This is a genomic window from Enterobacter sp. Taxon_8, from assembly GCF_058354585.1.
On record NZ_CM177989.1, the window covers coordinates 2,203,290 to 2,229,481 of the forward strand.

At 59.0% G+C, this 26,192-nt stretch carries 24 protein-coding genes; 13 read left to right on the top strand and 11 right to left on the bottom strand.

Annotated elements, in window-relative coordinates; translation table 11 throughout:
- The first annotated feature begins 8 nt into the window (after positions 1-8).
- The 7 genes from AC4IBF_RS10405 to dsbG all read left to right on the top strand — a co-directional run bounded on the left by AC4IBF_RS10405 (position 9) and on the right by dsbG (position 5,340).
- On the top strand, positions 9-248 hold the full coding sequence (locus AC4IBF_RS10405) for a hypothetical protein (RefSeq protein ID WP_133294458.1): 240 nt from the start codon (positions 9-11) through the stop codon (positions 246-248).
- Between the two features lie 158 nt (positions 249-406).
- The gene (locus AC4IBF_RS10410) at positions 407-826 is read left to right on the top strand and encodes a hypothetical protein (RefSeq protein WP_021240169.1); all 420 of its coding nucleotides are present in this window, start codon (positions 407-409) and stop codon (positions 824-826) included.
- Positions 827-831: 5 nt separating this feature from the next.
- Positions 832-1,392: an RNA polymerase sigma factor gene (locus AC4IBF_RS10415; protein ID WP_491463316.1), complete on the top strand. Its 561-nt coding sequence runs from the start codon at positions 832-834 to the stop codon at positions 1,390-1,392.
- 87 nt (positions 1,393-1,479) lie between these two features.
- The gene (locus tag AC4IBF_RS10420) at positions 1,480-1,848 is read left to right on the top strand and encodes a hypothetical protein (RefSeq protein ID WP_133294457.1); all 369 of its coding nucleotides are present in this window, start codon (positions 1,480-1,482) and stop codon (positions 1,846-1,848) included.
- Between the two features lie 48 nt (positions 1,849-1,896).
- Complete coding sequence (locus AC4IBF_RS10425; RefSeq protein ID WP_252092974.1) at positions 1,897-3,921, top strand: protein-disulfide reductase DsbD family protein; 2,025 nt, start codon at positions 1,897-1,899, stop codon at positions 3,919-3,921.
- A 7-nt stretch (positions 3,922-3,928) separates the two neighbouring features.
- A complete protein-coding gene (locus AC4IBF_RS10430) occupies positions 3,929-4,540 on the top strand; it encodes a DsbA family protein (RefSeq protein ID WP_048029937.1) in 612 nt (203 codons plus the stop codon).
- 41 nt (positions 4,541-4,581) lie between these two features.
- The gene (gene dsbG, locus AC4IBF_RS10435) at positions 4,582-5,340 is read left to right on the top strand and encodes a thiol:disulfide interchange protein DsbG (protein WP_491463300.1); all 759 of its coding nucleotides are present in this window, start codon (positions 4,582-4,584) and stop codon (positions 5,338-5,340) included.
- 39 nt (positions 5,341-5,379) lie between these two features.
- On the opposite strand, the gene AC4IBF_RS10440 is transcribed toward dsbG, so the two are convergent.
- The 9 genes from AC4IBF_RS10440 to AC4IBF_RS10480 form a co-directional block, all read right to left on the bottom strand.
- Positions 5,380-6,672 carry a glycoside hydrolase family 10-like protein gene (locus tag AC4IBF_RS10440; protein WP_133294454.1) on the bottom strand — a complete coding sequence of 431 codons (1,293 nt, stop codon included), beginning with the start codon at positions 6,670-6,672 and terminating at the stop codon, positions 5,380-5,382.
- 7 nt (positions 6,673-6,679) lie between these two features.
- Positions 6,680-6,967 carry a VF530 family protein gene (locus AC4IBF_RS10445; protein WP_111963589.1) on the bottom strand — a complete coding sequence of 96 codons (288 nt, stop codon included), beginning with the start codon at positions 6,965-6,967 and terminating at the stop codon, positions 6,680-6,682.
- Between the two features lie 94 nt (positions 6,968-7,061).
- Positions 7,062-9,236 carry a glycoside hydrolase family 2 protein gene (locus AC4IBF_RS10450; RefSeq protein ID WP_491463301.1) on the bottom strand — a complete coding sequence of 725 codons (2,175 nt, stop codon included), beginning with the start codon at positions 9,234-9,236 and terminating at the stop codon, positions 7,062-7,064.
- Positions 9,233-11,899 carry a hybrid sensor histidine kinase/response regulator gene (locus tag AC4IBF_RS10455; protein WP_491463302.1) on the bottom strand — a complete coding sequence of 889 codons (2,667 nt, stop codon included), beginning with the start codon at positions 11,897-11,899 and terminating at the stop codon, positions 9,233-9,235. Before AC4IBF_RS10455 ends, AC4IBF_RS10450 begins: the two co-directional genes overlap by 4 nt.
- 10 nt (positions 11,900-11,909) lie before the next feature.
- Positions 11,910-12,335, bottom strand: coding sequence for a globin family protein (locus tag AC4IBF_RS10460; protein ID WP_008501676.1), 426 nt, complete (start codon positions 12,333-12,335; stop codon positions 11,910-11,912).
- The gene (locus tag AC4IBF_RS10465) at positions 12,332-13,726 is read right to left on the bottom strand and encodes a DUF3131 domain-containing protein (RefSeq protein ID WP_491463303.1); all 1,395 of its coding nucleotides are present in this window, start codon (positions 13,724-13,726) and stop codon (positions 12,332-12,334) included. The genes AC4IBF_RS10460 and AC4IBF_RS10465 overlap by 4 nt, the downstream gene beginning before the upstream one ends.
- Positions 13,711-15,258, bottom strand: coding sequence for a DUF3131 domain-containing protein (locus tag AC4IBF_RS10470; protein WP_491463304.1), 1,548 nt, complete (start codon positions 15,256-15,258; stop codon positions 13,711-13,713). The genes AC4IBF_RS10465 and AC4IBF_RS10470 overlap by 16 nt, the downstream gene beginning before the upstream one ends.
- Complete coding sequence (locus tag AC4IBF_RS10475) at positions 15,255-16,574, bottom strand: DUF3131 domain-containing protein (RefSeq protein WP_133294449.1); 1,320 nt, start codon at positions 16,572-16,574, stop codon at positions 15,255-15,257. Before AC4IBF_RS10475 ends, AC4IBF_RS10470 begins: the two co-directional genes overlap by 4 nt.
- On the bottom strand, positions 16,571-18,388 hold the full coding sequence (locus tag AC4IBF_RS10480) for a glycosyltransferase family 2 protein (RefSeq protein ID WP_133294448.1): 1,818 nt from the start codon (positions 18,386-18,388) through the stop codon (positions 16,571-16,573). Before AC4IBF_RS10480 ends, AC4IBF_RS10475 begins: the two co-directional genes overlap by 4 nt.
- A gap of 280 nt (positions 18,389-18,668) precedes the next feature.
- Between AC4IBF_RS10480 and opgC the strand changes: the two genes are divergently transcribed.
- From opgC to AC4IBF_RS10505, 5 genes are read left to right on the top strand one after another with little or no spacing between them, the layout of a single operon-like run.
- Positions 18,669-19,886, top strand: coding sequence for an OpgC domain-containing protein (opgC, locus tag AC4IBF_RS10485; protein ID WP_133294447.1), 1,218 nt, complete (start codon positions 18,669-18,671; stop codon positions 19,884-19,886).
- Between the two features lie 11 nt (positions 19,887-19,897).
- Positions 19,898-20,797 carry a hypothetical protein gene (locus AC4IBF_RS10490; RefSeq protein ID WP_115876070.1) on the top strand — a complete coding sequence of 300 codons (900 nt, stop codon included), beginning with the start codon at positions 19,898-19,900 and terminating at the stop codon, positions 20,795-20,797.
- Between the two features lie 9 nt (positions 20,798-20,806).
- Entirely contained in the window at positions 20,807-22,021 is a 1,215-nt protein-coding gene (locus AC4IBF_RS10495) for a PP2C family protein-serine/threonine phosphatase (protein ID WP_133294446.1), read from the top strand.
- A complete protein-coding gene (locus AC4IBF_RS10500; RefSeq protein ID WP_133294445.1) occupies positions 22,011-22,349 on the top strand; it encodes an STAS domain-containing protein in 339 nt (112 codons plus the stop codon). Before AC4IBF_RS10495 ends, AC4IBF_RS10500 begins: the two co-directional genes overlap by 11 nt.
- Positions 22,350-22,775, top strand: a complete 426-nt coding sequence (locus AC4IBF_RS10505) for an ATP-binding protein (RefSeq protein ID WP_111963579.1) — start codon at positions 22,350-22,352, stop codon at positions 22,773-22,775.
- A gap of 25 nt (positions 22,776-22,800) precedes the next feature.
- Here the strand turns inward: AC4IBF_RS10505 and AC4IBF_RS10510 are convergent, their stop codons facing one another.
- Positions 22,801-24,291, bottom strand: coding sequence for a UbiD family decarboxylase (locus AC4IBF_RS10510; protein ID WP_143345134.1), 1,491 nt, complete (start codon positions 24,289-24,291; stop codon positions 22,801-22,803).
- A gap of 113 nt (positions 24,292-24,404) precedes the next feature.
- Here AC4IBF_RS10510 and AC4IBF_RS10515 point away from each other — a divergent pair, with 113 nt between their 5' ends.
- Positions 24,405-25,289: a LysR substrate-binding domain-containing protein gene (locus AC4IBF_RS10515; RefSeq protein ID WP_491463305.1), complete on the top strand. Its 885-nt coding sequence runs from the start codon at positions 24,405-24,407 to the stop codon at positions 25,287-25,289.
- Here the strand turns inward: AC4IBF_RS10515 and AC4IBF_RS10520 are convergent.
- Complete coding sequence (locus AC4IBF_RS10520; protein WP_133294442.1) at positions 25,280-26,191, bottom strand: LysR family transcriptional regulator; 912 nt, start codon at positions 26,189-26,191, stop codon at positions 25,280-25,282. The two genes, AC4IBF_RS10515 and AC4IBF_RS10520, sit on opposite strands and share 10 nt — an antisense overlap.
- Between the last annotated feature and the right edge of the window lies 1 nt (position 26,192).

A 26,192-nucleotide genomic window follows, 5' to 3' on the forward strand; every position in this document is an offset into this window, starting at 1 on the left:
CAACGGAAATGGGAAAGCGCAAGAGTGCTTTGGTTTATGTCCTGACCGTCATTATATTTTTGCTTATTATTCCTGAGATCATTCTGCGTGTATGCACGTCCGAGCAACTTGGTCGTATCAGCGACTTCACCAGTTTAGGTGGCTTGTTAAATCCACTATTGTCCTTGCTCATCTTCCTCGCTCTGGTGTCGATCATACTGGCCGCCATCGCTATCGCATTCGTTAAGCGAATTATTCGCAAAAAATGATGGTCTGAAGGTGACTCATAGCGAGCGCCAGCCCTAACCGCTATGAGTCCAGTTTCCGCAGCACAAAAAATTTTATATTCACCCCAGCAATATTTCTCTTCCTCATCCGTCTACCTCATCACAAGCCATAATCAGTTACTGTAAACGAGGTAAACACCATGAGAGATTTTGAACTGCACGGCAGGGGTCACGGGCGCGGATTCGGTCGCCACCGTATGGGTAAGGGCTTAATCATCGGCGCGGTGATTTTCATCGTGCTCGGCCTGCTGGTGATGTCCCTGTGGAACGCCTTACTCCCGGCCATCCTCGGCGTGAAGGCCATCGGATTCTGGCAGGCGCTGGGCATTCTGGTGCTGAGCCGCATTCTGTTTGGCGGGTTAGGTTTCCGCCCCGGAATGTTTGGCGCGCACCGCCGGATGCACGAGCGCTGGATGAACATGACTCCCGAACAGCGCGAGGCGTTTATTCAGCAGCGTCGTGAAGGGTTTGGTCGTCACGGTCGCGGGCACTGCGGCTGGCACGGCCATCGTGACGATAAGCGCGATGACGCCACGCCGAAAGCGCCGGACGCAGAGTGAGCGAGATGAAAGCCGGGGAGGCGGGCGGATCCATGCTGATGTCGGCGCTCAATGCCTGCCGCGCCCGGCTGACAGCCTTCATTCGCGGACGGACCTCCGTGCGCGATGATGCCGACGACATTTTGCAGGAAGTGACGTATCAGCTGATGAAAGTGGAGCAGCCGGTCGAAAACGTCGCCGCCTGGCTGTTCCGCGCGGCGCGTAACGAGATGACCGACCGGGCGCGTAAAAAGCGTGAGGTATCGCTCTCCGGCTATTTTACGGGCGATGACGACGACGGTTTTCCGGAAGACGAGCTGGCCGAAACCCTGTTCGGCGTACCGCACACGCCGGAAGAGGAGTTCCTCAAGACGCTGCTGTGGCAAGAGCTGGGGCAGGCGCTGTCTGAACTTCCTCCGCCGCAGCGCGAGGCGTTTGAAAAGACCGAGCTCCACGGTTACAGCATTAAAATGCTGGCAGAGGAGACCGGCGCCAGCGAACAGGCGCTGTTATCCCGCAAGCACAAGGCGGTGCTGTTTCTGCGCACGCGGCTGCGGGACGTCTATGACGCGCTGACGGGCGAATAGCGGCGACAGACAAAACCTTACACTTCCGGCACTTGTAGATTCATCACTATCGTTTATGATCGGGGCGTCTCGTCACTCTGGAATGTTATGCGCAACCGTCAGCTCCTCGGAAAATGGCTTTTGATTATCACCTGTCTCGCGATGGCGCTTTGCCTCGTGCAGCGCGCGGTGATGCTCAACCATTTTTTACAGGGACTGGATCCGCAGATTTCACTGAGTGCAGATGCCCCAACGCAAACCAGCACCGAGCAGTCCGGGCCATCGCCCTGTCAGCTAGGCGCGCACTCGCTTCTCTGCGCCCAGCCGCTGTTTTTCGACGGCGCGCTGCCGGCCATTATTATCTTCTTCGCGCTGCTGCAGCTGTTTACGCAAGGGCGGGCAATGGCTCCTGCGCAACAGCCCGTTCAGGCTCCGCCTCCCCGAATACACCTGAAAAACTGCGTTTTCCGTGAATGAAAAACATCGTCACCACACGATAATTTTTCACTGTTCACGGAGTACAACATGGTTAACCTCTTCAGGGGATTCGTCTTCCTGTGGCTGTCCTGCATCGGCATTGCCCATGCGGCAGACACCGGCTGGCTGGTCTCCCCACAAAACGATCACGCCCGCATCCGCTTTCAGGCGGAGAGGGAACAAACGCATGTTAAAGGCCTGCTCACCGTTGAGCTAAAGCCCGGCTGGAAAACCTACTGGCGATCGCCGGGCGAGGGCGGCGTGGCGCCGAAAATTAGCTGGCCGGAAGGCGTAACGGACAGCTGGTCCTGGCCGGTGCCGTCGCGCTTCGATATCTCCGGCATGACCACGCAGGGCTATCACGATAAGGTGACGATCCCGATTACGCTCGACGGAGCGAAGGGCGACACGCTCGACGGGACGCTAACGCTCTCTACGTGCAGCAACGTCTGCCTGCTGACGGACTACCTGCTGCACCTCGATTTTACCCAGCCGGTGGATGAGGGCTTCCGCAGCGCCTTCGAGCAAGCGATGCGCGCCGTGCCGGGCACGTCTGGCGTATCCACGGATCTCTCCGCCTGGCTCTCTGGCGACAAGCTGGTGATTACCGGCACCACGGACGGGAAGTGGGACAATCCGGGGATCTACTTTGATCCGCTGGAGGGCGATATTCTGCCCGGCGAGCCGGTTATTAAACATGACGGCACTGCGCTTCGGGTGACGGTACCCGTGACCGACGAATGGGGAGACAAACCCGCCTCGCTGGCAGGCAAAAGGCTGTCGTTTGTGCTGACCAACGGCGATCGGGCGCAGCAAACCACCATGACCGTTGGGACAACGCCCGAAGAGACCTCCGCGCCGGGCGGGACGGGAAAAATGGTGCTCTTTGCGCTGCTGGGCGGGCTGATCCTGAACCTGATGCCCTGCGTGCTGCCGGTGATGGGCATGAAGCTTAACAGCATCCTTCAGGCGGGATCGGACAGGCGTACCATCCGGCTACGCTTCTTCGCCACCAGCGCCGGGATCCTCACCTCCTTTATGCTGCTGGCCGGGATGGTCACCGCGCTGAAGCTGGCCGGAGCGTCGCTGGGGTGGGGCATTCAGTTCCAGAACCCGTGGTTTATCGGCCTGATGGTTGCCGTGACCTTCCTGTTTGCGCTGAACCTGTTTGGGACGTTTGAGATGCTTCTCCCTTCTTCTGCCGCCGGACGACTGGCGACGGCAGGAGGATCGGGGATCGGCGGCAGCTTCTGCGAAGGAATGTTCGCCACGCTGCTGGCGACGCCGTGCTCCGCGCCGTTCCTCGGTACGGCGGTTGCCTTTGCCCTTGGCGCGCCGCTGCACGCCCTGTGGCTGATCTTCCTGATGCTCGGCGTGGGCATGAGTCTGCCGTGGCTGTTCGTTGCCCTGGTGCCGAAAACGGCCATGCTGCTGCCAAAACCCGGCCGCTGGATGAACACGCTCAAAACGATCCTGGGCCTGATGATGCTGGCCTCCAGCCTCTGGCTGGCGACGCTGTTGAGCGTGCATCTGGGCGAGGCGGTCAGCCAGATCGTGATGCTGGGGCTGACTGCCGTCGCGCTGGTGCTGTTTGCGCTAAAGGGGCAAAAATCTTCGCCGCTGTTCTGGCTGGTGGTCATCGCGCTGTCGGCGTTCGGCGGGTATCAGGTGCGCGGTCTGCTTAACGCGGCGCCTGACGCTCCGGCACAAAACGTTGCGCAGACTATCCCGTGGCAGCCGCTCAGTGAAAAGGCTATCGAGAACGCGCTGGCGCAGGGGAAACGGGTGTTTGTGGATATTTCCGCGGACTGGTGCGTGACCTGCAAAGTTAACGAGCATCGGGTGCTCAGCCAGCCGGACGTGATTGCCGCGCTGCGCCAGCCGGACGTGGTGGCCCTGCGCGGAGACTGGAGCCAGCCGTCCGCGTTTATCGCGGATTTTCTGGCGAAGCGAAACCGCTACGCCATTCCGTTTAACGCGGTGTATGGCCCCGGCCAGCCTGATGGCGAGATCCTCTCGCCGCTGCTGGACAAGCGCACCCTGGCCACCACCCTGAACAACGCAAAAGGCTAACTGTGTCATGAAAAAACTCTTTATTACGCTGCTGCTCCTGCTGGCCCCGCTTCAGGTATTCGCCGCGCAGCCGCTGACGCCGGACCAGGAGCAGCGTGCGCAAAAGATGATCGCTGATTTCCTGTTTAACGATCCGAACTCCCCGCGCATCGGTGCGAAAAACCCAAAGCTCACCCTGGTGGTGTTTACCGACTACAACTGCCCGTACTGTAAAAAATTCGATCCGTACCTGGAGAAGATTGTCGAAAAACATCCGGACGTGGCGGTGGTCTTTAAGTTTTTACCTTTCCGCTCGGAAAGTTCGCTGACCGCCGCACGAGACGCGTTAACCGTCTGGCGTGCGCATCCTGAGCAGTTTATGAAGCTGAACCACACCCTGATGGCGAAAAAGGGGTACCACGATGACGCCAGCATTCAGGAGGCGCAAAAGCGGGCGGGCGTGAGCGTGACGACGCCGGATGAGGAGAGTTTTCTGACGATCAGGCGAAGCCTCATTGTGGCGGAAAAAATGGGGATCCAGGGCACGCCCGCCACGCTTATCGGCGAGGGGCTGCTTCCCGGCTGGGTGCCGTTCGAACAGTTCGACGAAATGGTCAGTGAAGCACTGAAAAACCGCTAACCTGAAGGGGGCGAAATGCCCCCGATAAACCGGAGAGGGAAATGAAAAAATTACTGTTACTTTCGGCGCTGGCGACGTCAGGGCTGGTACAGGCGGCTGAAGCCATACCGGACGTGGTGAAGCAGTTCAGCGAGAAGCAGCAGATCAAAATCATCAAGAAGCTGGATGCGCCGGGCGGAGCGCCAGCCTGGCTCGGGCAGTATCAGGATATGGGCGTGACGCTCTTTCTCACGCCGGACGGCAAGCACGTGATCTCAGGTTATCTTTATGATGACAAAGGGAAGAACCTCAGCGAGGGCTACTTCCAGAAAGAGATCTACGCCCCAATGGGACGCGAGATGTGGAAGAACCTCAGCGCGGCGCATCCCCTGAAGGAAGGGGCGGATAGTGCCCCGCGTAAGGTCTTTGTCTTTGCCGATCCGTTCTGTCCGTACTGCAAGCAGTTCTGGTCCGAAGCGCAGCCGTGGGTGAAGGCCGGCAAGGTTCAGCTTAACACGCTGCTGGTGGCGTTTCTCAACCCCAACAGCGGACGTAACGCCTCAGCGATTCTGAATGCGAAAGATCCGGTTTCGGCCTGGCGCGAATACGAGCTTTCCGGTGGGAAAAAATTGCCAAAACCTGAAGGGGACGCTTCCCGCGAAACGGTAGCGATCCTGCAAAAACATCAGGCGCTGATGGACAGCCTGGGCGCAAACGCCACGCCGGCCATTTACTATCTGAATGCGGAAAACGAGCTGCAGCAGGTGGTGGGTATGCCGGATGCCCAGCAGCTTGAGGCGATGTTCGGGCCGAAGCCGTAAAAGACCAGGCAGAAACGGGGCGTTTCTGCCTGGTGGCATTTAGCTACCCCAGCGTCCGCGGAGGTAGTTTACCGCCTGCTGCGTCTGCGGCTGGTTCAGGTAATCTTCCCGGAACAGGATGGTGCCGTTGACGTTGGGCAGCGAATCGTTGAGATCGAGCTGCTTTTTCAGCTCCGGCACGCCGCCCTGAACCGTCCAGTCCGGCTCTTTTCTCGACGGCTCGCCCACCTTGTAGAACGCAATGCCGATATACAGGCGAGTGTGGGTCGGCTTCACCACGTCGGCCCACCATCTGGTCAGCACGTCATAGCGCGCGGCATCACGGGAGAAGGGCCAGTAAATCTGCGGTGCGATGTAGTCCAGCAGGCCCTGCTGCACCCACTGACGCGTATCGGCGTAGGATTCATCATAGGCCGCGGCGCCGCGGGTGTCGGAGCCTGCCGGGTCAAAGGAGCGGTTACGCCACACGCCCGCCGGGCTGACGCCAAACTCCACGTTGGGCTTTGTCTGCTTGATCGCGCGGGAGACCTGGACAATCAGCTGCTGCGTATTGTGTCTACGCCAGTCGGCTTTTGAGGCAAACCCCTGGCCGTACTGCCGCCAGCTCTGCGCGTCATTGAGCGCGGATCCCGGCGATTCGGCATAGAAGTAATCATCAAACTGCACGCCGTCTACCGGGTAGTTCGCCACCACTTCGGTCACCACTTTGGTTATCCAGTCGCGCACCTCCGGAATGCCCGGGTCGAGCACAAAGCGGTCACCCGAGATGCGGACCCATTCCGGGTGCTGGACATAAACGCTGGACGGCGTCTGGTATGACGTCCGGTTCAGGGCGGCGATGGTGGACGGTTTGGTGTTGGTCGATACGCGATAGGGGTTAAACCAGGCATGGACCTTCATGCCGCGCCTGTGCGCTTCATCAAGCATAAACTGCAGCGGATCGTATCCCGGATACTCACCGATGTTGCCGGTCAGCATATCTGACCACGGTAAAATTTTAGATGACCAGAGCGCCGTGCTGTCCGGCTTCACCTGGAAAAATACCGTGTTGATGCCGAGCTGCTTAAGGTTGTCGAGCTTTGCGATCAGCGCCTGCTTTTGCATCGCGATGCGCTGGTCCGCGCTGCGGCCATTCACCGAGGCCACCGGCGGCCAGTCGAGACGCGAGACGGTCGCCAGCCAGATCCCGCGCATCGGCTCGTTTGCCTGCGGCGTCGGTTTGTTGACGGTGGGAAGAGGGGTAACCAGTGATTTGGGTGGTTTTGAGGAGCAGCTCACAAGTAAAAGCGCGCAGGCAGCCAGCGCACCGATCCGTTTTACGTGTCGCGTCATTTGCGTATTAGCTCTTGATAATCCGACTGTTGGCCCAGGGATTAAAGGCGGGCGCCGCCTGCTCTGTATTTCCCTCATCATCGAGAGAGTCCAGATACAGGGCTTCCACTTCCGCGCGCGCCCATGGGGTACGGCGCAGAAATTTCAGGCTCGATTTAACGCTGGGGTCTTTTCTGAAACAGTTAATTTTGATGCGGTCGCCCAACTCGCTCCAGCCATATTTCGCCACCAGGGCGTTGACCATCATCTCCAGCGTTACGCCATGCAAAGGATCTTTGGAAATATGTGCAGTCATAGGCGTCCGGATGTCTCGATTTTTAGGGGATTGGGGTAAACGCTGAAAGGGTACAAGAAAGCAGGGGAAGCGGCAATTTTCCTTTTCCCCTCGCTCACTTTATGACGGACTCCGTGCGCTGATTTTCACCGATAATTTTTCCCGAGCTGTTTTCAATCGTAAACCGAATCGACACGTCGTCCTGGCCCACGGGCGTGGCCGTAAGCGTTTTAACCATCGTTCCCGAATCTGCTGCGATCGTCATCGCCGTCGTGCCTTTTGCCAGCACCTTGTCGCGCTGGGTGATGCGCCAGGTCAGACGGCATTCGCGGCACGGTTTCCAGGTGTCGTTGATGGCCCACAGACGCAAGGTCGCCGCCGCCCCGGATTGCCACTGCGCCGTGACGGGTTCAATGGACGGCAAAACAGGCTGGTAGGCGCGTTTTAAGGCGTAAAACCCGGCTTTAGGCTTACGCAGGTAGTCCACCACGCCCCAGTTGATGGAGGGCCAGGTTTCTACAAACATGAAGTGGAACAGGGCCGTCACCGGCTGGTAGCGCTGACGACGGTAGCTCTCTGCCGCCGTGGCCACCAGCTGCGACTGGTACGCCTGAGTATTGCGGATCATCGCCTGAATGTTGTCCCCACGCGAAATACCGGCAAACTTAAAGGTCTGGAAGGGCTGAAAATTATGGTATTTCCAGACGGTCCAGCCGGGATCGTCAGCGGCGGTCGTTTTTGGCCAGAGCGACGCCGCCGGGATGATGGTTTTTAGCGTCGATAAGCGGGGAAGCGCCTGCGCGCCGAACTCGGTGATGATCCCCGTTTTGGCCGGAGCAAGCAGGTCGCGTACGGTACCAAAGTACCAGCCCGCCCAGTAATGCTCCTCAACGGCGGAAAAGCGATGCACGATGCGCGAAGTATCTTCGGCAAGCGTATCCGCTACCTTTTGCGTGAGTTCGCGGTTGAGGTTTTTATTCCAGTCCGGGAAGCGTTTTTCCATCCAGGGCGAGTTCCACGGCGGTTCGTTATGCCCGCCCCAGACGATAATGGCGGGGGAGTTACCGAACTGTTCGATCATCTCCCGCGTCTGTCGAACCGCATTTTCCGTGAAAGCCGCACTGTTGTTGTAGCCCCACTGCAGCGGAACATCCTGCCAGATCATCATCCCCATCTCATCGGCCACGTCATACAGCGCGCGTCCGGCAACATGTCCGTGCACGCGTATGGCATTGGCGTTCATGGCTTCCACCAGACGAAGATCGCGACGGTATTTTTCTCGCGTCATGGTGCTGAGCCAGGGGGAGCCGATGTAATTGCTGCCCTTAATGAAAAGGCGTTTGTCGTTAATGAGCCAGCCCTTATTGTCGGGCTGCTCGACGATCTTGCGCAGCCCGGTGCGGGTGACCGCCGTATCCATCAGGCCGTTTTCATCGCGCAATGCCACGCGAATGGTATACAGGTGCGGTTTCCCCGTACCGACGGGCCACCACAGTTTTGCCTTCGGCATGGGCAGCGTCAGCTGCACGGAATGGGCGCCGCTTTCGAGGGTAACCGGAAAGTCAGCCTGGAAGCGCTTGCCGCTGAAATTGGCGGGCGTGGCGGTGAGACGCACAGTCGCCGGGCCCTGACCGAGCGCGCGATAGCGAATATCTGCTTTCAGCGCGGGGTGCGTCAGCCCCTGTGACCAGTCTGGCCGCAGGATGGTCTCATCCAGGGTAGCGCCCCGGCTAAGATGCAGCCTCACCGGTGCCCAGATGCCGCCCGAGTTGGCGTCCTGTCCTTGCGGCGACCAGGCCCCGCCGGGACGCGTGTCATGCTGGTTAAGGATCCCCTTCATAACCGTTTTATGCAGCGGCCAGACCTTATTGGGATCTTCGTAAGGGCTGTCCACCCTGACCACCAGTCGGTTGTGACGTTGTAACGCCTGGCTGGCATCCAGCGAAAAGCGCTGAAAATAGCCCTCATGCTGGCCGAGCGGCTGGCCGTTCAGGGTGACCTCGGCCAGGTAATCGACGCCGTCAAAAACCAGGGTGCTCATTACGTCGGGCGGCTGCACGGGCAGGGAAAAGGCGTGCTTGTACCACAGCGCGCCCTGATGATCGTACCCGGCGCTGTACCAGTTGGCGGGGACCTGAAGCGGGCGCCAGCCTGATGCGGCAGGATGCGCGCTATCATTGGCGTCCTGAACCTGCCATTCTCCGGCCAGAGACCAGCTGACCGGCGCACAGTTCGCCACCGTATGGGTGGTCAACAGGGCAACGAGCAGCGCGCAGTTGCGAGCAATCATGCGTTTACCCCGCGCGCGTTGAGCCACGCCATCAGGCGCAGCGATTCCTTCTGAAGCTGCTGGTTTAGCGTCGTAAGCTGTTGCCCCTCCAGCGTGTGCGCCTCGCTCTCCAGCGCCTGCAGCTGACGGGCGAGTCGCCCGAAATCCAGAGTGACGGCTTCTCCCCGTAGCTTGTGGGCCGCGCGGCGCAGCGCTTCACGATCGTCGCTGTCGATAGCCAGGGTGATGGCCTTCATGGCCTCCTCCAGCCCTTCGCCAAACAGGGCCAGCAGCTCCTGAACCAGAGCAGGGTCGTCAGCACACTGCTTCAGCAGGCGTGCTTCATCCGGGAAGTTGGAAGGGGCATCGTGGCGCGGAAGCACGCGAGCAATCTCTTCTGCGAGACGCTCCTGGCTGATGGGTTTGGCAATGTAGCCGTCGAAACCCATCTGAAGACAGCGCTCTTTATCCCCCTGCATGGCGTGTGCCGTCATGGCGACGGTGGGCTGAGCCGGTCCGGGCCGGGCGCGTTCTTCTTCACGCAGCAGGCGAATGGCGGTCTCACCGTCCATCTCTGGCATCTGAAGATCGATCAGCAAAACGTCCCACACGCCCGCGCGCCAGCGTTCCAGCAGCGCGACGCCATTATCGACGATCTGACAGATGTGGCCGAGCCGCTCGAGCAGGCGCGCGGCGACCTTCTGGTTGACCAGATTATCTTCCGCAAGCAGGACCCTGAGCCCCGCAGTGTCCGGCGCGACGGTGGGCGCGGGCGCGCTTTCACTCACCGTCTTCGGCGCACGTTCAAACGCCGCGGCAATCGCCTGATGCAATTCATTCTGGGCGATAGGTTTATGCAGGTAGTTCTGGATACCGATCCGCTTCAGCATATTGATATCAAAATGTCGGCTCATGGAGCTCAGCATGATGATGTGGCTCTCAGCAACCTGCGGTAGCACCGAAAGTTCGAGGGCTAGCGACACGCCGTCCATATCCGGCATCTGCGCGTCCAGCAGGATCAGCGGCCATGCCGTTCCCGCTTTAACCCGGTTGATGGCCTCGCTGGCGTTGTTGACGCAGGTGGGTTTCAGCCCCATCTGGCTAAGCATGGCGGCCAATAGCCGCAGGTTGGTCGCGTTATCATCAACCACCAGCACGGGCTCCCCGTTAAAGCTATGGCTATGCCGGCGTTCCTCCGGGCCAGGCGCCTGGGTTGCAAGCGGCAGCGCGAAGGAAAATTCGCTGCCTTTCCCCGGCTCGCTGGACACCGTTAATTCGCCGCCCATCGCCGCGACCAGTCGCGCAGAGATGGTTAGCCCGAGCCCCGTACCGCCATAGCGTCGGGTGGTTGAGTTATCCGCCTGGCTGAAGGCTTCAAAAATGGCTTTCTGCTTATCTGAAGGTATGCCAATGCCGCTGTCGCGCACGCGAAAACGCCAGTGTTCCGCGCTATCGCCGGGTTCAACAATGAGGATCACTTCTCCCTTATGGGTAAATTTCAGCGCGTTGCCCAGCAGATTGGTCAGGACCTGGCGCAGTCGCGCGCCGTCGACCAGCAGCACGTCGGGGACGTCGGGCGCAATATCGACCAGCAGCTCGATGCCTTTTTCGCTGGCCCCCGGCATGTGCGGGCGAATAAGCGACTGAATAAAGGGGCGGACCGGGACGGGCTCCGCCTCCAGCTCCACTTTGCCAGCTTCGATTCGGGAAAAGTCGAGAATATCGTTGATGATGTGCAGCAAAGACTGGGCAGAACTCATCACCAGCGTCAGGTAATCGCGCTGATCGGCGCTGAGCGCCGTATCCAGGCACAGTTGGGTCATGCCAATAATGCCGTTCATTGGCGTGCGAATTTCATGGCTCATATTCGCCAGGAACGCGCTTTTTGCCTCGTTGGCTTTTTGTGCCTCAATGGCCGATGCGAACGCCTGAATTTCAGCCTCCTTGCGGCGCGTAATATCCTGCAGCGTGCCAATCACGCGCTCGGCGTTTCCCTCAATAGAGAGCGTGACCACCTGGCCGGAGAGCAGCATCCAGCGCAGTCCTTCGGTAGGGTGATGCACGCGAATTTCACATTCAAAGACCGGGCGATGATCCTGCTTCGAAGCCTGTAGAGCCTTGCGCAGCGCTGCGCGATCGTCCTCGTGAACCTGGTTAAGTAAAAAACGCACCGGATATCGCCACTGGGTGCGCGACTGGCCCAGCATGGCAAGCAGGGTATCGTTGACCTGGAGCGTGTCGCCGGAAACCTGCCAGTCCCAGATCCCGATATGGATGGATTCCGCCGTCAGCAGAAAATCGTCATGCAGCTGGTGCCGCGCCCGCTGCGCTTCATCCAGCTCGGTAATATCGCTGTGCAGGCTGACAATGCCGCCGTCCGCAAGCCGCTGATGCTGGACGAAGATGCGCCGCTGGCCCGCCTGCCGCACTTCGCAATGTTTATCCTGCCGACAGTTGCGCACGATCGACTCGCGCAGCGTCTGGCGCAGGCCAGGGTCGACGTTGTAAACGGCGTCGATAAAGCGTTCCGCCAGCGACTCCAGCGTTGTGCCCGCCTTCAGCCACGGGGTGATGACCGGATAAAAGAGGGCCACGTTGTGATTCCAGGCCTGCAGGCGTTCCTCGCGGTCATAAATCATGACGGCCGCCGGCAGCGCGTTAAGATCGTACGTGAATGCGCTCATCGTGATCCTCCTACGCGCGGTAGTGCAGTTCTGCCTGCCGGCGCAGGTATTCCAGCCCGGGCGCGATCGCCATGGCCCAGGCCGTCAGGATCTCATCGTCGCACTGCGGATCGCGCAGGCTCACGGTGTTCAACATCGCTTCGCGCCACAGGGCGAAAAAACGCGGGGGGAGGTGGAGACCGTCGTCGCTTTGCTCCCGCGCCAGGCGCTCGAGAAAATCAGGCACGATTAACGCGCCGTCTACCGCAAGCATGGCGAAGAAACTCTTAAACAGAGTCTGCTGACCCTCGCTATCCGGCAGGCGAGAAAAATGCTGCTCCGTCTCGGGCGACATATGAACGAAGGCGTCATAGAACGTCTGGAAAAACGCCGTTTTATCATTATCCGGAAAGACGCGGTTCAGGCTGGATTCAAACAGATCGCGGTAAAATTTCACGGCGTCCTCCTTACGGCGTTTTCGCCAGGTAGACAGTGCCCGACGGGCGTATATTCATCTGCCACACGGCGCGTAAAGTAGCTCTCTTTTTTGGCCCGGCGGGCGTCAAACAGGGGGCCCGCGTTGTGCTTAAAGAACAGGGCTTCCAGCACCGTGGCATTGGTGGAAAGGGTGAGCGCAGCGTTGGTATCGCCCGTGGCTTCCTGGCGGCCTTCGTACCAGCCTTTTTGCGGATCGTTAAGATGCTTTGTCACCGCCATCAGCACGTCGGTGTAAGGGGTGTCCCACAGGGCCCACAGGGCAAAGACCGCTTTGGTCGATACCTGCGCGAAACGGGTGTAGTCCCGACCATCGTCACCGACAGAGTTCCAGGCATAGCCATTTCCCCAGACCGTATCCTGGATATGCCAGGGCGCCTGCGGAAGCGAGAAATCTGCCCTGGCCGTCAGGATCTTATCGGTCTCCCAGCGGCTCTTCTGGCTCAGCCAGACGTTTTCGGCCTGCTTGCGCATGTGCTTTTGCCGATCGGCCGCAACGCCTTCGGGCTCCCAGCCAAACTCCAGGCCCGGCAGCATATAGGGAAGGGTGGTAATCAGAGAGGGCTGCCACGTGGTGCGCGGATCCCGGGCATCGACGGCCAGACGCCGCTGGGCGATGATGACGTGGTTCGCCGGGGGCGTAAACGCTTTCTCCGGGGAAAATCCCCACAGCTGAAACGCCGTTGCGGCATATTCGCTCTCGCCCAGGCGCAGCTCCTCGCGCACGACCGGCTGACCGTTTTGCAGGGAAGAGGACCACAGTTCGCCTTCACGATCGATGACCGGACAGAAATTCCACCGCAGAATGATTTTATCCAGGTATTCGCTGTACTGCGGTTCCCGCTCTGCGGTGAGGCGCAGGGCGAGCATCAGACGCGCCATATCGCGTGCGGACCAGCCATTTTTAACGGGCTTGCCGCTAAAGTCGATCGGCGTCGCCGTCTGGCTGGAATAGAGTCGACCCGGCGTCCGGGCCTCGGTCAGCATCAGGCGGTTAAGGGTGCCCATCAGCCGCGTCAGGCGAGCGTCATATTCGGCGTCGTCAATCAGCCCCAGCTCTTTGGCCGCCAGCAGGGCGATAAGCGTATCGCCCATTTGCCAGAGCGTGACGCGGGGCTGTTTGTCGCTCCCGTTGACCAACCCCGTTTGCGGCTGGGTATTATTGACGAAATAGCGCCAGGCGATCGCCGCCCACGTCCGCTCTTCCGGCGTCAGGGCGGCAATACGCGCGCTCGAGTGCCAGCCGCCACTGATGAGCCAGCGCCAGCCTGCTCCCTGATGTCCAAACAGCGCAAAGACGATCGCGCCTGCAAGGAGTAATCCCGCAAGCCCTCTGGCTAAGGTTTTAAGCATTGCGCAGTCACCGGAGGCAGTTTAACGGGCTCGTCCGCGCTGCATGACGCGCACTGGCAGGCCTGGCAGGCGGGTTTGGTGCGCTGCGTGACGCCGGTCCGGTCGCACCAGCTTTTTACGGCCGGTGTGCTGGTAAGGAACGGGCGGCTGCGCAGCGCGTTGTTCTCTTCAAACTGATCGAGCAGCTTTTGATCCCACAGAGACGGGGCAAAATCCTTGCTCTTCGGATTGTCGGTGTTGAAGGCCAGCAGTTTTCCCTCTTTTTTGAACAACAGGGCCTCCAGCATGATGCCGTTGTTGTTCGCGGTGAACTCTTTGATCGGGCCGTCGCCGTTTTCATACAGCCCTTCGTAGTAGCCTTTTCCCTCTTCGTTGGCATTCTCAATGGTATTCAGCAGGCGGTCGGTATAAGGGGAGTTCCACAGCACCCACATGCCCAGCGCCGCCTTCAGCGAAATCGCGGCAGCGTTAGGGACGAACTGTCCCTTATCGGTAATGGTGTTCCAGTTGTATCCGTCGCTGAAGACGGTGTCATAGACGAAGTAAGGGGCCTTATCGAGCTGGTGCTCGGAGCGCGCGGTGAGGACGCCGGTAATGGTATAGCGGTTCTCCTGAGCCTGATAAACGCGGTCGGCAAAGTTTTTCATCCACGTCAGGGAGTAGTCGCGCGGGGCGTTATCCCGGTCGGTCGGTTTGTCAAAGCCGAACTCCAGCCCGTAAAGCAGGTAAGATTCTGTCACCACGTAGTTATGCTGCGACGTGTTGCGTGGATCGCGCGTATCGTACGGGACCAGCACGCAGTAGATCTCGGCAAGCTCGTAAGGCTGCGGACGGCTGGCTTTACAGGTATTAAACCCCCACAGCTGGAACCCAGCCGCGCCGTACTCTTCATAGCCCAGCCGCCCTTCCTGAACGTACTTCGGCTGGCCGTTCTCCAGATAGGCCCCGTACAGCGTGCCGCAGGGGTCGATCGCGTGGCTAAAATCCCAGCCCAGCACCACGTTATCAATGCTGTTGCCGTATTCCGGATAACGCTCTTTGATGATTTTCAGCCAGACCAGCATTCGCCCGATATCCAGCGCCGAGAAGCCAATTTCGCCGGGCTTGTTGGTGTAGTCCACTTTCTGGCCGCTGATGGTGTTATAGGCCTTGTTGGGGAGCTCGTTGCGGAACAGTACCAGGGTGTTTAACGTGGCGAGGAATTTCAGCATCCGGCGGTCAAATTCCGCTTTATCAACGATCCCGAGCTCGCGCGCCGCCGTCAGGGCGGCCAGATAGGAGGCGCTGTCCCACATGGTGGTGGAGGGATATTTGTTGACCGCATTCACCAGGCCCGTCGTGGGCTGATAGTTGGTGACGAAATACTGCCAGGCGTTTTTCGCGATGGTCATCTCCCGGGCGGTCAGCTCGCCGCTGCGCGGGGAGTAACCTGATGCAGGGAGCTCGGTGTCCGCACGCACGGTCGATAAGGCCAGCCAGTAGATCGTTATTCCCGTGAGCAGGTGGAAAAGGATCGGGGATCGTGGCTTCATGGCGTTGCTCCTGCTGAGGGGGAAGTGTAGAGGCAGGCCAGACAGAGCATCTGGCCATGCGCGATGTAAGACAGACTTTCCAGCACAATGGCATTGGTATCGGCGTCTACGACGGCATTGACGCTGTTGTTGAGATTTAACCCGCGCTGCCAGCCTTTACCCGGCACCTGAAGGGCCAGAACCTGCTGGCGCAGCGCTTCGCTCCAGCTGTTGCGGAAAAGGGCATACCAGGCAAACGCGGTGCGGGTGGAGGTAATCGCCACTTTCTCCGGCACCTCGTCGCGCAGGTTACGCGCCTGTACCGGCTGCCTGTCCGGCAGATCGTTAACGTAATCCGGCGCGGGTTCGGCATAATCCGTGCTGATCGGCGGTTTTGGCGCGCGCAGGCCGTGGCGCCGCTGCTGGATCTGCATAATTCGCCACGCAATTTCAGCGCTCTGCGCATCAAAGCCCAGCTCAAGACCGGTTAACAGGTAGGGGAGACTAATCAGCGAAGTTTGCTTGCCCCAAGGCGTACGTAGCCCTTCATCGGGCACCATTACGCCATCCAGATCGATCATCTTTTGCCCTTCAGGCGGGTTGGTCACCGCGAGTCCTGCCGCGCTGTCAATCAGGCGCAGCGTATGGCTGGCATAGAGACGGTAGCCAAAGCTGTCTCGCTGTTCATCATCGGTCAGCGTCCAGTGATGGAGCGGCACGGCTGCCTGACTTTGAGCGCTATTTTCAATCAGAGCGCCGGTGTTCCAGAGGCTAAACAGATCGTGGATAGCCGCCGCGTGCTGGGGATAGCGCCACAGCAGGGTCTGTAATGCCGTCAGCAGCCGGCTCAGACCGATTGCGGAGGCGTCAGGCTTGCCCAGGATCTTGAGCGTGTCCGCATGGTAATAGGCGGCGGGGAGACCTTTGTCATTGAGCGGCAGTTGCCCCAGCGTGAACACGGCGGTGCTGACTCTCTCGTCAAACTCATCGGCGGAAATAATATTGAGCTGCTCTGCGGCAGCGGTCGCAAACAGGTAGCTTCCCACGCTCCAGAGGCTCAGCCAGGGTTCACCGTCGCTGGCGTTCGCCAGCCCGTTTGGCTGGGTATTATTCACGTAGTATTGCCAGGCGACCCGCGCCCAGATGGCTTCGTCATAGGTCAGCGCCCGTTTTGTGGGCAGCGGCGGAAAGTCTTTACTGAGCGCGATGCCGCCGCTGCTTTCCACGCGCGTGGGCATCTGTTTCTCCACCCAGACCACAATGGCAAAGCCGATCAGGAAGCCGAGCAAAATGGTGAGGTAGCTGCGCGCGGGCAGCAGGGCATCACGTATCCTCATTGGGTGACCTCGTCCTCTTCAGCGGGCGTCCACATGGCTGCGAAAATCAGCGGCAGCATGGCGGCGATGTTCACCCCTCCCCAGAAAATATTGATGACATAGCCGGAGGGGTCATCCACCTGTCCACGCGCCACCTGGATACCGCCCCAGATAAGCCCTGCGAGGGTCAGCACCACGATGGCAATTTGCGGCTTCACCAGGTAGAGAAAACGGCCCGTCTGCCGCTCTTTTGGCGTGACGTGAAATTTGATCTGTTCGCCCCGCAGCACCGTATTGAGCGCGCGCAGGTTCATGGAAAAAAAGGAGAGGTATGAGGCCCTGCCGTCCCAGGCCGAGATCCCCCAGGTGCCGAACATAAAGGCCAGCTCGGAGAAAATAAAAAACGGGAGAAAATGCAGATAGAACGGCGTCGACCAGGCGGACACCGGCGGAATGCCGGTGAACAGATAGATAATGGGTGAAATCAAAAACACCGTGTTCCATACGCAGGCCATGTATGACCAGAAGGTGGTGGCATACATCAGCGTCTGGGGCAGAGAGAGCCTGAAGCGGCGACGGCTGAAGATGTTGTCATGAAACAAAATATCCAGCGAGCCGGCGGCGTACTTAAAGCGCTGGATCATCCAGGTGAGCATATCCTGCGGAGAGAGCATCTTCGACTCAACCCGCGGATGCATAACCGAGCGCCAGCGTCGTGCGGCGTCACCGTGCAGCAGCACCGAGGTGTAAATATCTTCCGAGACGTGGAATTTGTAGGGGGTTAGCTCGGTGTCAAACGCCACGTGCGGACGCATTGCATTCTGCAGCGCGTCCCGGGTCTCCTCATCGCGAATGTCGCGCGTATGACGATGGATCTCCTCTTCGACGGACCAGACGTAGCTTCTCAGCGCGGCCTGCATGACCGCCTCGCGACGGTGAATGGACGCCGCGCCACAGCAGAAAGCCGCGTTCGCCCAGTTGCGCCGCCGCAGGATCACGTCATAGAACATGCGCGGATCGTTAAAAAACGGGTCGCGGCCTATCGTGACCGGGCCAACACACTTTTGAATCAGCCAGCCCAGACCGTAGCCCACTTTTCCGGCTTTTCGCTGGCCCCAGCGCGACAGGTTTTCTCCTTCCGGAAGATCGAAGAACCACTGCGGCGTCTGTACCCAGGCCACGTCCGGATCGCGAAAATAACCCAGCGTATGGCTGAGCAGGGTGGGAAATACCCGGGTATCGGCGTCGCAGATAACAATGAAATCGCCGTCGGTTTGCTCAAGGCCGTTGCGCAGGTTGCCGGCCTTAAAGCCGATGTTGGTCTGGCGAGTGATATAGTTAACGCCTTCCTCTTCACAGACGGCTTTCATCTCCGGGCGGCGGCCGTCATCAAGCACGTGGATGCGGTAGTCAATCGGGAACGGGTACGCCATCTTCAGGGCATCGCGAATGGACAGCCTGACCAGCTCGGTGTCTTCCGAGTAGGTGGCAATGAACAAATCCACTTTTACAGGACGGGGTTCAACGGCCTCCTCAGGCGACAGACATTCGTTAATTTCGCCGGGCGGCGGACTCTGAGGAGGATCCTGTTCTTTCCACAAATTGATGGTAAACAGCACGGTCCCTATCCAGGCCAGGGTTTCGGCGAGAACCAGCGGAATGGCATACCATAATGCGTCAGTATTCAGGGAGGCGGTCCAGCGCCAGTAAATATAATTTGCACCAAGAATAAGCGCCGCGACCGCTAATACCTGCCAGGTCATCATTACCCAGCGCGGTGTTGTTAACGGTTCCGGAGGACGACGATGTTCAAAACGGGAAAAATAAAAATCCATAGTTCCGGCGTTCCTGATTCCGTGAAAATGCAGACCCATTCTGCTGCGCAGACAGTTGCCCAAAAGCGAAAGAAAATAGCGATTAAACAAGATTTAAGATAAGTGTAGAACGCCGAATAAAAGTGTCCAGCCACGTTTTTATTAATATTTAGCGGTGGTTAATTCAGCTTAAATTCTGCTTAATATCTTTCATCTGCTGACGATAAATTGCGGTTACTATTCCTTTAGGCTATCTACTTTATTTAGACCTTAATTTTCGTTTTCAGGCAAAGGACACCCTATGAGCCATGTTGCGCCGTCGGTAGCGCAAGAAGATGACGCTAAATCAACAGCATGGCAGTATGTCGTTGCAGGTACCAGGGACCTGAGAATCGACTTTATGCGCGGCATTGCCCTCGTCATGATGGTCGTGGCGCATACGGAGGTGATGTCGGTATTTAATATATTCTCCTGGGAGCGTTTTGGGTTAACAACCGGTGCAGAAGGTTTTGTTATTCTCTCGGGGTTTATGCTGGGCATGCTGAACCGCGCGCGTTTGCAAAAAGTGGTTTTGCTCACGGTTTCCTGGGGGCTTTATCTCAGGGCGTGGAAAATATATCGTGTAAATATCATTATCATAGTGTCCTTTATTCTCCTGGCCTATATCCCGCATATTAACGTTTTCGAGGTCACCCATTTTACCGACCGTTTTTCGGGTGAAAGCTGGTCGCTTTATCCGGTTACGCCGCAAATTAAAGAGACCTGGTTCAACATTATCCTCTATTTGCAGATCGGCCCCCATCAGACGCAAATTCTGGGGCTGTATATCTTTTTGCTGCTACTCAGCCCGCTATTTTTAGGGATGCTGCAAAAAGGAAAAGTGTGGTGGCTGCTGGGGCTGTCGCTGCTGGTGTACGGCCTGTGGCAGCGGTGGCCGCTTCGGCTGACGCCGTCGGAATTCGAATTTGCCTTCCCGCTGCTCGCCTGGCAGTTCATCTTTGTGCTGGGCATGGCCAGCGGCTGGTATAAAGCCGAACTGCTCTCTTTCGCCCGGACGCCGCCGGGGAAAGGGGTGGTAGTGGCGCTGGTCATGGTGTCGCTGGTGCTGGGATTTGTAGCCCAGAACCATACCAACCCGTTTATGCCGCCCGCGCTGCTGATGCACGTCATCCCGCCTGACAGCTTCAATTCGTTTTATCACACCTGGGCGGCGAAGAACGGGCTGGGCCCGGTGAGAGTGTTAAACGATATCGCCCTGATGGTCACCGTCTACCTGGTGCTGACGTATTGCTGGACGCCGCTCAATCGCCTGCTGGGATGGTTCCTGATCCCGCTCGGCCAGCACTCGCTTTATACCTTTATTTTGCATGTGTACGTGGTGCTGCTGGTGAGCCAGTTCATCACCTTCGACTTATGGCGTCACGCCTGGATAGAGAACACGTTAGTGCATGCGGCGGCACTGGGTATTTTGTGGCTGATGGCAAAATACGACGTCGGCGCACGCTGGATACCTAACTAAGGATGGCGGTTATGCGCGAAAAATGGCTTCTGGCGGGCGTGCTGCTCGCCGCGATACCCGCCGCGGAGGCGGCGCAAAGCAGTGAAAATGAATCCCTGCGCGATAAGAACGGTGAACCCGTTCAGGCAGGCGTCTTTACCAGCCGCTGGGGGCGCCTGTTCTCGGGTAACGACAAGAAATTCTCAGGTGCGCTGAGCTTTAGCTCGGGACTGAAAGAGCAGTGGATGAGCATTCCGAACAGTTCAGACACCGCCACGGAAAAGAAAAAGTTTAACCAGACGCTAAATCTGAGCCTTCAGTATTCCCCCTACAGCTTCTGGTTTGCCAACATTACGTCCCGACTGCCGGTCAGAGACACCAGCCGCTACACCGCCGATTTTCGCTACAGCTTCGGCTACGATGACTGGCACGCCAACACGGTGAGCCTGGTTTACAGCAACTACGGCGATAACCACTTCTGGACGTCGGGCAGCCGGAGACACACCTATTTCGAACAGGGCGCCTTCACGCTGGCCTATAAGTTTTCGCTACCGAAACCGGTTGAAAACACGCTCCTGATTAATAAAGGGGACTCCATCATTTGCCAGGTCGGGTACAGCTGGGTTCCGCGATACTACGATCTCAGCAGCGATGACATTCGCAAAAATAAAAACGTCATGCTCGGCGGCTGCGGCTACACCTTCAAACAACATTTCTTCGTTCGCGCGACGGCATTCTGGTTCCCGGACAGCAGCCAGCAGCAGCCCTGGAACGGCGATTACAGCTACAGCTTCGGTTATGCCGGCTATACGCCGGGTTCGTTCTCCATCCAGTACGCGAACTATGCGGGGACGCGCTATCCGGGGCACGGAAACGGGAATGCAAAATTCAGAGAAGGGACCGTGAGCCTCATCTGGTTCTTACCGCTATAGGAGGGATACATGTCGGCGCTGCACGTGTTAATCGTTGAAGATTCGCTGATTTATCGTCGGTTACTCTCCAGAATGCTCACCCTGTGGGGGTATATCGTGAGCGAGGCGGAAAATGGCGTCGCCGCGCTGGAAATACTGTCCAGCCAGCCGATCAGCATGGTGATAAGCGACTGGGACATGCCGGAAATGGACGGTCTCACGCTGTGTCAGACCATCCGCAACCGTCAGTTTGGCCACTATGTGTATATCATTCTTTTGACGGCCCGCGAGAATGCAGGGGATTTAACGCAGGGCTTTGATGCCGGGGCGGACGACTTTTTAAGCAAGCCGGTCGAGCAGGATGAACTGCGGGCGCGGCTCCACGCCGGGGTCCGTATTTTGACCCTGGAGGCGACCCTCGCGGCGCACAACAAGCGCCTGAGTGAAGCGTTGCATCAGATTGAACAGGATCTTGAACTCGCGGCGCGCGTTCAGCACTCGGTGCTGCCATCGCACCGCTTACGCTTTGGGAACTACTTTTCCGACTGGCTTTTCTTGCCGTCTGCGTGGGTCTCGGGGGATGTGTTCAATATTTTTCCGCTGGATTCTCACGTTGGGTTCTATTGCGTGGATGTGTCCGGTCACGGCGTGGGGGCCGCGATGATGTCCCTCGCGGTGGCGCGCCAGTTCTTACATGGTCGGGTGGTAGACCGTTTTTTGTTTACCGATCGGGGCGGCATTCAGTCGCCTGCGGAGGTGATCAGGATCCTGAACAGCCGCTTTTGCAGTGAAGAGAGCGACATCACCAGCTATTTCACCATTATCTACGGGGTAATCGACCCCGAGAGCGGACGAGGGGTGTTGTGTCAGGCCGGGCATCCTACTCCCGTCATTGTGAACGCAGACAGCGCCGTCACGTCCGTGGGCAACGGCGGCCCGCCGGTCGGGCTGATGCCTGACCTCAGCTGGGAAGACGTCGCGTTTACCCTCAATCCGGGGGATCGCTTATGCTTATTCAGTGACGGTATTACGGAGTGTGAGAACGTCAGCGGCGAGCAGTTTGGCCCGCAGCGTCTCGAACGCTGGCTTCATGACCATGCCCGACTTCCGGTTGACCAGCTCCTGCCGCGGTTCGGTGACCACCTGACCGGCTGGCGCAACGCAAATCGTGATGAACCGACCGCCTTAACCGATGACGTTTCACTGCTCGTGATCGAGCGTCAGGGAGAACAGAATGATTATTAACACCGAACGACTACCGCACGCCAATATTCTCACGCCCGCGGTCCGGCGGCTGGATGCCTCCGTTGCCGCGAGCTTTAAAGCGTCCGTGACGGAGGAAATTGGCGACGATCGCAAGGCCTTGATTGTTGACTTCAGCAAAGTGGATTTCATCGACAGCAGCGGGCTGGGAATGCTGGTGTCCTTGTTTAAGCTGATGAACGGGAAAGGCGACATGGCGCTGTGCTCCCTGAACCCCGGGATAATGAATATGTTCACCCTGACCCGCATGGATCGCATATTCCGTATCTATCCGGACAAAAGCAGCGCGCTTGCGCAGCTGGGGCAGTAGATGCAGACGCCGGTGCAGGCAGAATTTCCGGCGGTGCTCGGTTCCCTGACGCCGCTGGCCGGCTGGCTGGAAGAGCGGCTGAGGGCGCTTCCCGTAGATGACGAGTGGCGTTTCGCGCTCGATCTTGCCGTCTGTGAGGTGGCGACGAATATCATCCGCCACGCGCTGCATGAGGATGCCTCGCGCGCATTCAGCGTACGGTTCGACATCCGCGACAGCGATGTCTGCATTGTTTTTACCGACGCGGGTGACGCGTTCCCGCTGGAGCGGCTTGAGGCCGCCAGGCGAGACCGTTTTTGTGAAATCTCGCCGCTGCTGGAGAGCGGCAGGGGGCTGATGCTCATTTTGCTGAGCGTCGATCGTTTCACTGTGGAACGCGTGACGGGTGAAAACATCGCCACGCTTGAAAAGAAAATCAGCGTATGACCCGCGGGCCATACGCGCGGTGTTTTTATTTCGCGTTGCCAGCAAACAGCTCCGGCGCCCACGGACGCGGATCCACCTCCATAAACGGCGCGCGCTCGAAGCGATCCTTCAGCGCCCACGGCACCGTGCAGTCGAAGATGGTCTTGCAGGAGATGCCGTTGCCGCGAATCGAGGTGCTGTAATCCGGCGACTGGGACGGATCCAGCTGGTGGCCGCGGATCCCCGGAATATTGGTGATGCTGACATCGCCCTGCATGCGGGTGGTCATCGCCCACAGGATGTCGTCACTGTCGAAAATATCCACGTCTTCGTCGACCAGAATAATGTTTTTCAGCTCCGAATAGGTGGCTAAGGCAATCAGCGCCGCCTGGCCCTGACGTCCTTCGTCTGACGGCTGGCGTTTTTTCACCTGCAGTATCCCGAGGAACTTGCCGCCGCCCGCGGTATGGGCATAGACGTTTTGCAGGAAACCCGGAATCGCCTCCTCAACGGCATTGCGGATGCTGGCCTCCGTCGGCAATCCGGCCAGCGTGGTATGTTCTTCCCCCGGTCCCACCAGCGTTTGCAGGATCGCGTGGTTTCGCATGGTCACGGCTTTCACTTTAATCACCGGCAGGGAGGGGTTCGCCTCGCCGCAGTAGCCCGGGAACTCCGGCATCGCGTGGCCGGTGTTGGTGTGCTGATCCTCTCTCACGCGCACGCCCGGCAGCAGTTCACCTTCGATGATGATTTCCGCCCGCGCGATGGCTTTCTCTTTGACCGCCACGCCCTGTACCAGCTCGACCGGCTGCTGGCGCAGCGCCCCGGCGACGCCCAGCTCGTTGTAGCCAAACGGCGTGGTAGGGGCCTCAAAGCACGCGCCGATATAGATGGCGGGGTCGAGACCCATGTTGATCGTCACCGGCAGTGGTTTTCCGGCATCTTCCGCCTTTTTGCGGAACACTTCGATGTGGCGCCCGGCGGCAAGGAACATGGAAAGCTCGTCGCGCTCCTGCACGCAGAGGCGGTGAATGGTGACATCCGTCAGCGAGCTGTCTTCCGGATCGCTTGCCAGCACCAGTCCCAGACAGAAGAACGGACCCGCATCAATCGGCGTGTTGGTCGGGGCCGGAAGCAGCTTGCGCAGATCGAAGTCAGGATCGTCAGCATAGAAGACCTGCTCCTGACAGGGAGCCTGCGCGGCCGGAACGACAACCGGCGCAACCGGCTTTTTCACCGCCTGGCCGACGTGCTTTGCCAGTTCAGAAGGCTCGCAGCCTAACAGCAGCGCCGCGCGCTCGCGGCTGGCATGCATGCCCACCAGGATGCGGGAGTGCGGAAAGCCCTTAATGCTGTTGAACATCATCGCCGGGCCCGTGCGGGTTGGGCGTTTGACCGTGCCGCCTGCGCCGATATGGCGATAGACGCCCGCCAGTTCGGCGTTGGGGTCGACCGGACGATCGGTTTCAATATACTGCCCGTCGTGGCGCTGCAGTAAGGCGATGGCGCTGCGGAGATCGTTAACCTTGTGTTCCATATTTTCCTCCCTCGGTTGAATCCCTCCATTTTTATGGCAATGACCAATAGCATCAATTGCATCATTACTGTTAAATTGATAAGTAAATCTATATCAATACAGGGAGACGTCTCGTGCAGTTTCGTCAGATGCGCCACTTCATCGTCGTGGCCGAAGAGCTCCACATGCACCGGGCCGCCGAGCGTCTGAACATGGCGCAGCCGGCGCTGAGCCAGCAGATAAAGGCGCTGGAAGAACGTTTAGGCGTCACGCTTTTCAGCCGGGCGAACCGCCGCTTAACCCTGACGCCCGCGGGCGAAGCGTTTCTGGTAAAGGCCAGGCTCGCCATCTCGCTGACCGAACAGGCGGTGCTGGACGCCAGACAAACGGCACGGGGCGAGCAGGGCGTGTTAAATCTCGGGTGCGTGTCGAGCGCGATGTTTGACGGCAGGCTGCCCGCCGCGCTTCGCCAGATGCACAGCCGCTGGCCGGCCATTACCATGTCCCTGATGACGGGAAACGTGCAGACGCTCTACGCCGCCGTGCAGAGCAACCAGCTGGATGTGGCCATCATCCGCGCGCCGCTGCCGTCGCTGCCGGACGATCTGCAAAGCCGCCCGTTTGCCTCGGAGAAAACGGTGCTGGCGCTGTATCGTCAGCATCCGCTGGCCGGATCCGCCGCGCTGACGCTTTCGTCGGTGAAAGACGAAAAATGGATCTCCCTGCGCGATCCGGAGGGAATGGGGCTGGAGCAGTACTTCTATGACGCCTGCAGCGGAGCGGGCTTTCAGCCGGACGTCGTGCAGAATGCGACCGACGTGCCCACGGTGATAAGCCTGGTTTCGGCGGGGTTTGGGCTGGCGCTGCTCCCCTCGTCGGCAAAGGTGGTGAGCGTCGAAAATGTCGTCTACGTGGACATACTCGACCGGCTGCGGGAGAGTGAACTCACCCTGGTTTGCCACCGGATTATTCGCTCAGAGGTGCTTAAAAAGTTTCTGGTTACGCTCGATCACACCTGACGTCCGGCGGCCCGCAGCAGCTGTTCGCGCAGCCAGGCATTCGCCGGATCCTGGCTGTTTTTCGGATGCCAGTACATGTTGATGGTAATCGGCTGGAGCGGCAGAGGTGGTGCAAAGAGATCCAGCGTGCTGGCAAACTGATTCAGCATCCGTTCCGGCAGGGTGCACACCAGGTCCGTACCGGCAATAAGTGCTGGCGCCACGGCATAGCTCTGGGTGGACATGGCGACGTGTCGCTGGTAGCCCAGCCCGGCGAGGGTTTGGTCAACAAAGCCGCTAAACGGATCCCCCGCCGACGACACCACCAGATGGGAAAGCGCGCAGTAGCTATCCAGATCTAACGGACCCGTTCCGCGCGGATGGCCTTTACGCTGGGCGGTGGCAAACGCGTCGTCGAGGAGTTTGCGCCTCACCCATCCGTCATGGGCTCCTGCGCTCACGCCAATGTAGATATCCACATCCCCGTTTTCCAGCTGCTGCGGCAGGTCAGCTATCTCCGGCAGGGCGAAGCGCAGGCGGATACCGGGGGCATCGGTTCTAATCTGGTTAAGTAGCCCGGTGCCGAGCATCAGCGCCGGATTCTCATGCAGCGCGATAACAAAGGTCCGGCTGCTGGTTTGCGCATCAAACGCGGTGGGCGCAAACATCGCGCTGATGCCGCGCAGCACGCTTGCCACCTGCGGCCTGAGCGCTTCCGCTCGCGGCGTGGGCAATACCCCGCGTCCATGCGGGGAGGGAATAAACAGCGGTTCGCCAAACAGCGTGCGCAGACGCGCCAGACGGGCGGACAGCGCGGGCTGGCTGATGCCCAGCCGCGCGGCCGCATGGGTGATATTCCTGTCCTGAAGCAGGGCGTCCAGGGTCAGGATCAGGTCTATGTCCATATCAGAGATGGGCGTCATC